The organism is Bacillus cereus group sp. BfR-BA-01379, assembly GCF_022663605.1.
Taxonomy (GTDB): domain Bacteria; phylum Bacillota; class Bacilli; order Bacillales; family Bacillaceae_G; genus Bacillus_A; species Bacillus_A mobilis.
Genome location: NZ_JAKUFT010000105.1, coordinates 1 through 12,132 on the forward strand (window position 1 = coordinate 1; position 12,132 = coordinate 12,132).

Sequence of the window (12,132 nt, forward strand, 5' to 3'; positions counted from 1 at the left end):
AATAATAAGATTAATTAATATAGACCTAAAAAGTTTTATAGAAAAATATAAATATATATTTGTTTATATTCTATTTTTTTGCACTTCATTCTTAGGTATTAATGAAATGTCAAAAATTTCAATACAATATAATGAAAAACTTAATATATTAGATTCTTATTTCCATATAATGTTCAACCAATATTATGTATTATATTTCTATACACCAATGTTTATAGCATTAATTACAACAATCATAACAATTCCAAATAAATTTATATCAATTAGAATTCAATCAAAACAAACATGGTGGATTTCAAAAGCTATTTCTATTTCTATATGCACATTCATTTATTTATTAATAGGAATTACCATCACTACCATATCTTCAATTTTATATTATCCATTAGACACAACATGGAGTGAAGCTGCAATTACTCTTTCTTCATCAATTACATATATACCTAAAGAACTTATAAATTCTAATTATCATCCTTTATTATCCTTATTAATTGGATTTGCTTTATTATATTTAGGATGGTTTTTATTAGGTATTATAATGCTTCTAATATATACTTTAACAAAAAATAAAATAATTGAATTATTTGTTATAGGATTATTGTGGACTAATTTATTAATTGGAATGAGAAATTTTTTTATGTTTGAATGGGAATCATTTTTCCTATTTCTAAATACAAACATTTTAATTATACATTCAATACAAATTTCATCATATGGACCATTAATTTCTTTATGTGTTTTAACCATACTTATAATATTGATTATCTATTTTGGTTTTAAAAAAGTAAATTCAATAGATTTTTAATATTAATTAGAAAGGAAGAAAATATTGCTCTTAATTTATAATATGGTAAAAAAAGACTTATTATCAATTATTAATTGGAAGAATATAATTTTATCTATAATTACATTTCTTTTTATAGGAATACACAGTCTTTTGACACTAGATAACAACTATTCAAATAATATAGTAGATCTCTTCTTTTTAAGCTTTGCTGGACCAATGGTATCCAACACAAGCTTCATAGATAACCAAAAATTTTTATTAATATGGATTATTTATTTCTTTATAATTGGTGATTTTTTTACAAATCAATATAGTAAAGAAATAATATATTCATTAATTAGAGCGAAATCTATAAAAATATGGTGGTTTAGTAAATGCTTAACCATATATATTTTTACAAACATATATTTAATATTAGGATTTATTACTATAACATGCATAGGAACAATAAAACTTCCGTTACAATTAAAATGGAGTGAATATGCACACAAAGAAATATTAATATATTCATCATATAAAATATCAGTGACAGAATTTCTTATACATATATTTATAACAATGATTATATCCAGCTTTATGATAGCAACATTCTATTGCCTAATTAATGTATCAATAAAAAATTCGATTTATAGCTTTTTACTAATTATTATACTAATCTCTTTATCTCTATTTAATACATATTTGCCCTTAGAGTATGTTAAATGGTTACCTAGTAATCACTTGATTTTTTCAAGATACTCTATATATGATCAAAATATACCTTCATTAACAATATATTTTAGTCTAATATATAACTCTTTAATTTTAATAATTACTAATATATTAATAATTATTAAATTAAAGAAAATAGATTTATAAAGGAGTATTAACATGACAGAAAAAATCATGATAGAAATGAAAAATTTTACAAAAGAAATAAAAAATGAAATAATCCTAGATAACATCAATTTTAAATTATATTCAAAAAAAATATATGGATTTATTGGTCATAATGGATCAGGCAAAAGTATGATTTTTAAATCGATTTGCGGTTTAGTAAAAGGACAAAAAGGTGAAATAATAGTAGAAGGACAAAGCATAGGAAAAAATATAAATTTCCCTATAAATACCGGTATCTTAATTGAACAACCTGGATTTTTACCTCAATACAGTGGTTTCCAAAATTTAAAATTATTAGCTGCAATTTGCAATAAAATAGATGATAAACAAATAATTGAAACAATAAAATTAGTAGGATTAGATCCAAATGATAAAAAACCTGTGAAAAAATATTCATTAGGAATGAAACAACGTTTAGGAATAGCTCAAGCCATTATGGAAGATCCAAAAATTATCATATTAGATGAACCAATGAATGGTCTTGATGATGAAGGAATAACAATTATTAGAAATTTAATTTTAGAATTAAAAAATAAAAACAAAATAATTTTATTAGCAAGTCACAATAAAGAAGATATTGATTTATTATGCGACACAGTATTCAAACTTAATAAAGGAAAAATCATTGAAACTTATACAAAATAATATAGTATACATATAGCAAGGGAATGCTTGTAGACTGATCTATACTGCATTCCCTTATTCTATGTATGCTATATTTCTATTCTTCTTTTTCCGACATTAGAACCCTACATAAAATACCGGCAAAATTTATTTTTTAAACAAACCGAAAAAACCTTTCCGTTTTTGTTTCTGATTTTGAGCCTGCATATCTCTAATGTTTTCAAGCAATAACTGATCTCGTTTCTCTAGCTTCTTCTCTATAAAAACTTCTAATTCACTGTTTTTACCTTCTACTTCAGTTAACTTTTTCTCCGTATTCACTAAATGCTCTTTTGTCGTAACCAATTCATTCGTAATTTCTTGCAATTTTTGAACAAGTGCTTGATTAAATTGATTTTGTAATTTCTGATTTTCTAATACTTCATTCAATTTCTTTTCTAATTCTGATTTTTCTTCTTTTGAAACAAATGAATCAAGTTCTCCATTTCGCCATGCCCGAACTTGATCGTAGGACCATTTTTGCGCCTGTATTTTTTCTTTTATCGCTTTTAATTCTTCTATATTTTCCTTCGAGTATCTGCGATGACCTCCCTGACTTCGCTCCGTTTGTATATTAAATTCGTTTGACCATACCTTTAGCAAATCGGGTGTGATCCCTAAAAAATCCGCAACAATTTTCGGAGTATGCATTTCCGATTTTAGTTCCAATTTTCATTCCTCCTCCAAAAACGGAATACGCTTTTTCGCTTAAAAACACTATTAAATAAACATTCCAATCAAAATCGGAATGTACTTACAACTGATATAACAACCGATTTTAAAAACGATTTAATTTCGGAATACATTCCGATTTTAACACCGATATGTATTACTTCTCGATAATAACATCAAAATCTTTTTTACTTATACAAGATTTTATGCAAAAAAAGAATAGCAAGGATCCTCCGGATCCCTACTATATCAACCGTGTATAAAATCATGCATATCAATTTTACTAAAAAATAAAAAAGAACCCTATAAAAACAAAAATTCTTTCTTTAATATTGCTACTGATAATAGGACGTTATGTTAACCGATCATGTATAGGGTATACACTGGTTTTTATATATCTAACCGAGCCATCTGGTTAAGAAAAACTTGTTATACTATTCCTAAGTAAAAAGTGCAATTTATGGGAGGATAGAGTACAATGCCTGAGCCGAGTATAAAAATAAAAAGAATGTGGGAAGATACCGATTTTTTTGAATTGAATTTTGACTTCTATGGATTTTCTGGTACTGCGAACATTAGCATATATACCACCAATGAAGATCTCGAAGATTTAAAAAAAGGCATAATCAAGTTCTCCACTTTTAAAATAAATGAGTTTCAATGGGTTTCAGGTGAGGATATAGACAATGTAACTCATTTCTTATCCATGAGATTCTTCTTACATGATAAAAGAGGAATTGTAGGCATTGAGGTAGTAGCTGACAATAAGCAATCAAAGCCTTATTGGATGCGTTCAAATTTATTTATCCTTACGGAACTTAGTCAAATTGATGATTTTATAAAAAAAATAGAGCAGTTAATTAGCGAGAAAATTACTGAGTTAGAAAGCATAATTCCAGTCTAATAGTGATAATTTTTCGTAGATGAATTACATATATCAACTTCTGATAACGATAATTATGTAAACACAAAAGTCCTCCAGTTAAACAATCTGGAGGACTTTTGATAGTTTTCTAAGTTATCTTCCAAATACACTCAATCCTAAATAAATCAAACTATAACTAATTAAAGCACTTGCAAACATCAAACCTATTTTTAATAATTTATCTTTTATATTAGGCTTTACTTCACTTATAGATTTTCCCTCTATAAAATCAACTATTTGACGATAAGTTTTTAAATTATGTTCTTTTTTTATGTTTTCAACTTTCAGTGATGAAAACATAAGCAAAATCGTAAGTACAAAAGGTATTATAAGACCATAATAACCAAAAAAGTAAAATACAGGTGCAATAGAAATAGGAAGTATAATCATTGATGCTAACATGATGTAACTCCACTTAAAGAAAGTTAATTTTTGAAGTTCTTCTTTCATGATCTTTACATCTCCTTTAACTAAATCATCCAGGGAGACGTTAAAAAGAATACTCATCATTAGTAAATTATGAATATCTGGATAGTTCCTTTCATTTTCCCAGTTAGAAATAGATTGTCTGGAAACATGAATTTTTTCTGCTAACTGCTCTTGGGACATGTTATCCCGTTTACGAAAGTATTGTATCTGTTTACCGATGTTCATTTATACATCTCCCTTAAGTTTGAGGTTAAGTTAAAGGCTAATTAAAGACTACCAAATTTCTTTATAATAACGTGGTTTTAAGATGTAAAAATGTTTTATCATGCGATTTCCCCTTTATTTTTAGGTACAATTGGTAATCAAAATTAAGAAACTGCTTAAAAAATAAACCTCTGTTTGATCGGAAAAGTTTGCTTTTACTTCCTACAACAAATTTTACGTCAACTAGTATCTCTCCCCGGCTAGTTGTTTTTCCCTCTCACCCATAATTGAAGTAACACTCTGGATTTTTGCCCTTTTCTGGGGTCCCGTCCTACACTTTTTATTCCACGGTTCACTTGACCACGAGCCTCTACACCCTCAAACTCCCAAAGATAACCCCAGCGGGCAAAAACCGCCCTTCTGGGGCCACCTCTGGTGAGTTTGCATGAGGGTGCCCCTCATGGTCAAGTGACTTTCGCGGCATAAACGCATAGGACTCAGCTATAAATCTATTTTAAATATATTTGTGCTAAATCTATCCTTCCTTTTCCATGCCCTAACTCCTCATGAACTATATTCATTACCTTTTGTGTTTGCTGATAAATCAATTTAAACTCTTGGTCAATTCCATAATCTGCGCGTTTTCCCTGTTCATGATTTTTTAGCATATAAGCAAGGACTTCCTGTCCTCGCTCATAAGATTCCCCTAATAATTCTTTAAAACGTTCTCTAGCAAATGTATGGCGAAACATATGGGTTCCATTTGTTTGAATTCCTGTTACTTTACCAGCTTTAAGTAACGCGGCTCTCAAAGTATTATCTTTAACCGGAATAATTTTTTCATGTAATTGTTTATCTCCAATCATCTGATGGATCTTATCTTTTACATGTTCCGGAATCTGAACTTCACGTCTCCGCCCGCCCTTTGTAATTCCTTTTCCTTGTTCAATCTTCAAGACATTATTTTTCAAATCAAAATGTTCCGGAGTTAAATTAATAACCTCTCGCGCACGAAGACCTAAATGTAATTGTAATTGGAATGCATTTCGAACATGAACAGAAGATACACTTTCTATCAATCTATTAACATCCCTCAAGCTCATAGAGCGATTCTCAGGGTCTTTCTTGTCTTTTTGATAGTTATACACTCTTTTTTCAGAACAAAAGCTTATAGGCTCTTTATGGAGCTTCTCAGCTTGTCTATGCATTGCTATTTGTAATTTCCTTAATCCCGTTTCAATATTCATCAAGTGTCCGTTGGACACTCCTTCCTGTTCTTTATGCTGTAAATAAGCATAGTAATGTTCTTGTTTAAAATAAATGATCTTCGTAACCCCAAATTGTTCCCTACAAAAACGAGCAAAATCAATTGAAACAGACATCGTATTTTGAATATGTTTAAAAGAATATAAACCTTCCGTATGTCGTCCTTCTTTTTTTGCTTCATATTTCGATTGTCCAACACAAATAATTTCCTTTACCGCATTTTCAATTTGTCTTACAAGCGATACCTTAGAAGATCCTCTTCGTCTTCCCATATTTTCGCCGCCCTTCGGTCGGCCCGTTTTCGCTCACGCTCAAACGGGCGTAATCCACCTTATGGTGCGCGGCAAATGCGCCGCACACCATAAGGTGTCAATCCGCTACTCCATATGTATCTGTAAAACTTCAATTTAAGCCTACGCCTGTCGCTCCATATTTAGCGTGGAGAGCAACTGTTATATCCACGTTTTCTTTAGCAAATCCACTTATCTTTGCAACGGCATGGCTATAGCCATGCTTCTTTCGTACCTTCCGGTCCTCACTCCTTTTTTATATTGTTTCATCCCAAAATACATTTGTTCATTTTCATGATCTCATTAAAAATAAATAATTATATATAAAAAGAGCCGTTCCGGACTCAGAATCATAGACACAAAATAAGTGTCTGAATCTGAACCGCGAAACGGCTCTTGAATGTTTAAATGAAATAAAAAAAGAAAAGTAAATCTATATTTATTTTAACATAAATTGGATATTTCCATCAATGGTTTTCGTTGACTTTTGGAGTAGAGGCGGGTTCGTCGTGTGGGGGCGAAACCCCACGTATTACGTATCTATCCATATGGTAAGTGAAATTATGATTCGAATGCACTAGCGGTTCGGCTCGTATAATAGCAAATTTAAGCCGATGAACCTAGATAGTTGCTTTTGGATGTGTCGGCTTGGTGCCGCCAAAACCCGAGCCGAAAAAAGTTCCGCAAGGATGTAGCAAAGCGAAAAGGGTGGAGATTTTCTGTAGCAAAGCGAAAGAAAATACGACCCGTTCCTTGCGGAACTTTTAGCCCTATATATAAGAGTGAGATAGAGAAAATAAAAAAAGTCAGTAATACCAAGGGTTTATAGCGTATGAGGTGTTACTTTTTCGTAACACCTGTGTTACTTTTTCGTAACACCTAAAAAGAGGAAAAACATAATAAAAAAAAGATGTCAATGAGAATTTGACATCTAAAATAAATAGATTGGTAATTTATATTTTTTCTTAGACTCATCAATTTTAAAGTTCCTTAATGAATTTCTAAAAATATGTTGAGTTGCTTTATCTATTCCATCTTTAGGACTACAACACATAATATTAGGATTTACAAACCATGTACGACTTGTGCATGCACGACCATCTTCTGTTGTTATTCCTGCTGCGGCAACTCCTAAAACCCCTTTTTTAAATAAACCATTCATTGTTAAAGAAACATTTTTTCTTGCCATTTTAAAACGTTCGGCTAAGTATGTAGGTGATGCTGGAGTAGTTGTATCTACATTGTCCTTATCAATTTTTTGAATAATAACGTTGGTTTTGAATTCAACATATGGAGCAAGTTTAAATAAAAATGCTTCTTCCTTGCTACTCAAATACTCAATCTCAGTAAGATAATTAACGTTATCCATAATTAGCTGCACAAACCTCACCCGATCTGTAGGTTTTTTCTTTTTCCCTATAAAATACTCATCTCCACCAGTTGTTTTACTTAATAACTGCAAGAGCATTGCTTTCTCTTCTTCTGAGTAACCACCGGCTTGCAACTGGTCATAAATACTATCAATCTTACTATCTCTTATTTTCGCTTTTTTTTCAGCTTGTCCAAAATCTACAACTTTTGTCATAAAATAATTCTCTCCCTTAGTGGAAGGAATCAACTTTTATATGTTAGAATGTATATAGAATATATATTGGTTGATTCCAACCTTATTATGAAAAACCGCCTTGCCGTCCAAAGCTTGGGCGGTTTTTCTCGTTTGTATGTCTTTCTCTATAATAACATGAAACACCTTGTTAAAGCTTTCCGTCTCTTGCAAAAATACAACAATCACTCCACTCCTATCTGTCGTTAACTACATCAAAAATAACAAGAAGAAATTTTTCAATTAAACTTTAAAATAAAGATAACATTAAATAAGTCGTCTTTTTTCTAAAAAATCATATTAAATATTTGCCGGTAACGTGCAAACGCAAAATCAGCAAAGATTGTGGTGCTTACTATGCATTTTGACAACAGGAATCTTTGTTTTGTAAAGGTTTAACGATAGCAGGCGCACCATTTAAATAACATGTTATAATTGCGGTGTGTTAAACAATTACACAAAATATAAAAACAAGAGTATTGCAGTACCCTTGTTTTTAGTAGTTATTTTGTGAAGTTAGTTTTACCAGTAATTTATTTAATCTTTTTATTTAGCCACTTTTTTACGATTGCAGTCGTTGAAGGAGTGGTTTTTTCCTTTGAATTAATTGGATTGATGTTAAGTAATTCTATTGCTTTTTTTCCTAGAGTGAAGGAAGCCCCCTTTAGAAAAGACCATACCAATTCTTCCATTTTTTCATCTCCTTTCTATCAATTTATTTTTCGGTAGGAAATAGGAAAAAACTACCTCCGTACGGATGAAATTTATCATATCATGAAAAAAAGTAAATTTAATAATCCAAAGTAATAAAATTCCTTTCAATATTTACTCAAATATTCTATTTATTAATTGGTTGTATATTAAATGTATAATAGGTACTTTTCGTTGATATGAATAGCTTTGTAGTACTAGTTGTTTATGTTTTTCTAGTTTGAATTTGTAGGATTTATATTGTTTTTTAACTGATGCCCCAACACCGTGTAAACCACCAAAAACATCCGCCAACGCCAAACTTACCACCACCAGTACGAAGAAATAATAGGTCCTATGTATTCATTAAATTTAATCTTTCTTTTACAACCATTGTTGGATTCATAAATGTTATTATCAACGATTTCATACACAAGGTGATAAAGAGGGTGATGGAAATTATATTGAGGTTCCTATCATCCCCCTTTTGCTTTATCCCCATAATGTAACGATTAACGCACCGATTCCAGTAGAAATAGCAGAAATTACAGCTAAAGCTACTTTGTCACTCATTTTCAGTTTGATTTCCATGTTTGTTTTCTCCTTTCTCGAATAAATCATTATGCTTACTAGTACCACTTATTTAATGCTATATATAATATAGCGGTTATACATACCTAAACGCTGTGTAAACAACTATTTTTTTATCCGCTTTGTTCAAATTTACCACCAGAAACTTTAAAGATCAATTAGCAATATGCAGGTGATTTTGCATTACCTTAAGAAAAAGCTTTTAACTATATATGTTCCTGTATTGTGACATTTTGCTACAGAAGACCTCCTATTACATAAACGTTCTTTTGATGAATTTCAGACCTCCTTATTTATAGGTTCGTGAATGTAAGGCGTTTTACAGGTACTTGCATTGGAATATTAGTTGTAAGGAGCATTGTATTAAAAGAGATTCATATTTTTAATAGTTTTTGTTAACGATCCCCTTACATAATAAAAGCCTTGAAGTGTAAAGTTCACTCCATTTTTATAGGCGCAGTGGAAGGTTATATAGGGTGTATATAGGTGGGAATTTTATTTATGGGTGTCTCTATGTACATAGACCGGCTGATTGAATGAAATACAAGTGATAATAGAAAAAAGTTTTATTTTTTATTCCTTTCACATAGATAGGGGCGTGAGAACGGGTAAAAGGTTCAATTTGATTTTGATTTATGAATTTTTCGGAGTGGTGTTAATGGAGTCTGTAGCTTACAGATACAGACAGGTAATTGTATGAGTATAAAAGCATTAGTAGGAGAGTGAGGATGCTTACATGATTGTGTAGATGGCTTAAGCTATAAGATAACTATGTTGTATTCTCAGACCTAGATTGAGTCGTCCCATATGATTGATGTAAAAGTAAATAAACGATAGTAAGTATTGATTGTTGTTGCTGATTAACAATGTTGCTTGCTGTATTGGATAATATCTCTATTACTACGAATGTAAACTTTTAGATATTAGTTTACATTCATTCTCCCTTAATCATTGACTTACCACCAAATCCACTGATATCCTCAATTTATATGATAAAAGTATACATTCAAAAAACTATAAATAAAGAGGTTATAAAACCATGAACAAAAAACCACATCTCATTGATGTCCAACCCATCCGTAGCAAAGAACAGATCGAAGATATGAAATGGGCTCTGAAACGTCATTGCTCTCAACGAGACTATATTCTCTTTCTTGTTGGCATTCATACCGGACTACGCGTCAGTGATCTACTTCAACTTGAAACACAAACCATATTGAAATTAAAACGCAAAAAAAGAAAAGAATTCAAAATTAAAGAAGGAAAAACGAAAAAAGAACGCATGATTAATCTCACTTCTATTTTTGATGAGATCTACTCCTATGCCCAAACTTTAGAAAGTGCCTGGTTATTTCCTTCCCGAAAAGGAGATCAACCCATTAGTAAAATCCAGGCTTATCGACAATTGCAAAAAGCCGGAGATTTCGCCGGTGTAGAATCTATCGGGACTCATACCATGCGCAAAACCTTCGGCTATTGGTTCTATAAACAAACAAAAGATGTTGCTATGTTGCAGGATATACTAAATCACAGCACACCACAAATTACATTAAAATATATTGGAATTAATAAAGAAGAAAAAGATAATATATTAGATATATTCCATATATAAAACAAAAAAGGTAAAAATTCTGTTTTTTTCCTTTTTTTGAACATTTAGAAAGAAAAAAGTGCTAGAATAACCATGTAAGTACTAATATATTAAATTTTAGAAAAAATGTAATGTATTAATACTAAAAATATTAATCAAGGGGGAAATTTAAAATGAAAACAAATTTCAAAAAATTCTTAGGGGTTACATTAGCTACAGCTACATTAGGTTTATCACTTACTTCTATAGCTTCTGCTAGAGAAGTTGGTAACTATAATACTACTGTAGGTAGTTTTAATGGTAGTGGATATACTGGGGGATTAAAAAAAGAGACTTCAAATCGCGATGGAATAGTAAATTCATCTTCAGTAGGTGGCGGTTATAAAGTTGATGCTAGGTTACAAAAAACAGATGGAAAACAAAGTGGTTCATGGGCTCGTAGTATAGGTAATGGTGATAGAGTAACTTTAGGGAATTCAATTGGATCAGGATTATCAACAAGAGTACAATTTAGCAATAATATAACTACACCTGTTAATGTTCAAGTTTCTGGAAGCTGGAGTCCAGATAATAAATAATGATAAAAAATCAAGATTCCTTATCTGTTAGATTTTTTAACAGATAAGGAATCTTGATAATATAGAAGGGAAAATATAAATGACAAAAATTTTCAAATTAGAACTTAAACGAGCAATATTAAATAAAAATATGTTGATATCATTAATCATAGGATTAATACTTAGTCTAGCGGGAATATTTGTATTTAAATATGGTAATTATGCTAATCCTGATGCATACGGTGCTTGGCTTAGCGCTATCGGAGGGGGAACTGGAATTTATATAATGTTTTTCCCATTGTTAGCCAGCTTACCTTATGGACATTCTTATTCCGTTGAAAAATATAATAATTTGACACCATATATATTCACTAGAATTGACAAAAATAAATATTTAAATTCCAAATTACTAGCAAATGGTATAGCCGGTGGTTTAGTTATATTTATTCATTGTTTAATAACTTTTATAGTATCATTAATACTAATGTATAATTTACCACTAGATACAAAAACAAATCTAAATGATCCAATTAGTGGTATACATAATTCAAATCCTACTATGTACATATCATTTTATATTTTATGGATGTTTTTACAAGGTTTCGTATATTCTACACTCTCTTTTTCTTGTTCGTTAATATTTGAAAAAAAATTCATTGCATTAGTTATACCTTTTTTATATTTTCACATTGCTAACTTTGGTTTTGCAATATTAGGATTTTCTTTATTAACTCCACCTACATCAGTTGCACCTTATAATATGGATCAAGCTAGTATATTAAGTATGATTTTCCAACCAATTCTATTATTAATCATTTCTACACTTCTTATAACTATTAGTAAAAGGAAAGATTAAAATGATACAAAATAAAATAATAATAAGATTAATTAATATAGACCTAAAAAGTTTTATAGAAAAATATAAATATATATTTGTTTATATTCTATTTTTTTGCACTTCATTCTTAGGTATTAATGAAATGTC

11 protein-coding genes are annotated in these 12,132 nt (G+C 30.1%); 6 read left to right on the plus strand and 5 right to left on the minus strand.

All coding sequences use genetic code 11. The annotated features are described in order from the left end of the window. Both MR113_RS25140 and MR113_RS25145 read left to right on the plus strand, forming a co-directional pair. On the plus strand, positions 1–805 hold an 805-nt coding region (locus tag MR113_RS25140; RefSeq protein WP_242257249.1), incomplete at its 5' end, for a hypothetical protein. 852 nt (positions 806–1,657) lie between these two features. Next, positions 1,658–2,311: an ABC transporter ATP-binding protein gene (locus MR113_RS25145; RefSeq protein WP_242257250.1), complete on the plus strand. Its 654-nt coding sequence runs from the start codon at positions 1,658–1,660 to the stop codon at positions 2,309–2,311. A gap of 126 nt (positions 2,312–2,437) precedes the next feature. Here the strand turns inward: MR113_RS25145 and MR113_RS25150 are convergent, their stop codons facing one another. Then, positions 2,438–2,998, minus strand: a complete 561-nt coding sequence (locus tag MR113_RS25150; RefSeq protein WP_242257251.1) for a MerR family transcriptional regulator — start codon at positions 2,996–2,998, stop codon at positions 2,438–2,440. Positions 2,999–3,479: 481 nt separating this feature from the next. Between MR113_RS25150 and MR113_RS25155 the strand changes: the two genes are divergently transcribed. Further along, positions 3,480–3,905, plus strand: a complete 426-nt coding sequence (locus tag MR113_RS25155) for a hypothetical protein (protein ID WP_098184263.1) — start codon at positions 3,480–3,482, stop codon at positions 3,903–3,905. A 114-nt stretch (positions 3,906–4,019) separates the two neighbouring features. Here MR113_RS25155 and MR113_RS25160 read toward each other — a convergent pair whose 3' ends face one another. The 4 genes from MR113_RS25160 to MR113_RS25175 all read right to left on the minus strand — a co-directional run bounded on the left by MR113_RS25160 (position 4,020) and on the right by MR113_RS25175 (position 8,410). Further along, positions 4,020–4,580: a helix-turn-helix domain-containing protein gene (locus MR113_RS25160; RefSeq protein ID WP_242257252.1), complete on the minus strand. Its 561-nt coding sequence runs from the start codon at positions 4,578–4,580 to the stop codon at positions 4,020–4,022. A gap of 488 nt (positions 4,581–5,068) precedes the next feature. Next, a complete protein-coding gene (locus tag MR113_RS25165) occupies positions 5,069–6,097 on the minus strand; it encodes a tyrosine-type recombinase/integrase (RefSeq protein ID WP_242257253.1) in 1,029 nt (342 codons plus the stop codon). Positions 6,098–7,046: 949 nt separating this feature from the next. Next, on the minus strand, positions 7,047–7,700 hold the full coding sequence (locus MR113_RS25170) for a hypothetical protein (RefSeq protein ID WP_050267873.1): 654 nt from the start codon (positions 7,698–7,700) through the stop codon (positions 7,047–7,049). 551 nt (positions 7,701–8,251) lie between these two features. Beyond that, complete coding sequence (locus MR113_RS25175; RefSeq protein ID WP_242257254.1) at positions 8,252–8,410, minus strand: hypothetical protein; 159 nt, start codon at positions 8,408–8,410, stop codon at positions 8,252–8,254. 1,628 nt (positions 8,411–10,038) lie between these two features. On the opposite strand from MR113_RS25175, the gene MR113_RS25180 reads away from it, so the two are divergent. The 3 genes from MR113_RS25180 (at position 10,039) to MR113_RS25190 (ending at position 12,003) form a co-directional block, all read left to right on the plus strand. Beyond that, the gene (locus MR113_RS25180; RefSeq protein WP_242257255.1) at positions 10,039–10,611 is read left to right on the plus strand and encodes a tyrosine-type recombinase/integrase; all 573 of its coding nucleotides are present in this window, start codon (positions 10,039–10,041) and stop codon (positions 10,609–10,611) included. A gap of 152 nt (positions 10,612–10,763) precedes the next feature. Further along, positions 10,764–11,168, plus strand: a complete 405-nt coding sequence (locus tag MR113_RS25185) for a hypothetical protein (RefSeq protein WP_242257256.1) — start codon at positions 10,764–10,766, stop codon at positions 11,166–11,168. 79 nt (positions 11,169–11,247) lie between these two features. Continuing rightward, positions 11,248–12,003 (plus strand): hypothetical protein, encoded by a 756-nt coding sequence (locus tag MR113_RS25190; protein WP_242257257.1) that lies wholly within the window; start codon positions 11,248–11,250, stop codon positions 12,001–12,003. Positions 12,004–12,132: the final 129 nt, after the last annotated feature.

Coding starts and splice junctions, on each gene's coding strand:
- MR113_RS25165 (WP_242257253.1), bottom strand. CDS start 6,097: ATGGGAAGACGAAGAGGATCTTCTAAGGTATCGCTTGTAAGACAAATT.
- MR113_RS25145 (WP_242257250.1), top strand. CDS start 1,658: ATGACAGAAAAAATCATGATAGAAATGAAAAATTTTACAAAAGAAATA.
- MR113_RS25175 (WP_242257254.1), bottom strand. CDS start 8,410: ATGGAAGAATTGGTATGGTCTTTTCTAAAGGGGGCTTCCTTCACTCTA.
- MR113_RS25155 (WP_098184263.1), top strand. CDS start 3,480: ATGCCTGAGCCGAGTATAAAAATAAAAAGAATGTGGGAAGATACCGAT.
- MR113_RS25190 (WP_242257257.1), top strand. CDS start 11,248: ATGACAAAAATTTTCAAATTAGAACTTAAACGAGCAATATTAAATAAA.
- MR113_RS25185 (WP_242257256.1), top strand. CDS start 10,764: ATGAAAACAAATTTCAAAAAATTCTTAGGGGTTACATTAGCTACAGCT.
- MR113_RS25170 (WP_050267873.1), bottom strand. CDS start 7,700: ATGACAAAAGTTGTAGATTTTGGACAAGCTGAAAAAAAAGCGAAAATA.
- MR113_RS25160 (WP_242257252.1), bottom strand. CDS start 4,580: ATGAACATCGGTAAACAGATACAATACTTTCGTAAACGGGATAACATG.
- MR113_RS25180 (WP_242257255.1), top strand. CDS start 10,039: ATGAACAAAAAACCACATCTCATTGATGTCCAACCCATCCGTAGCAAA.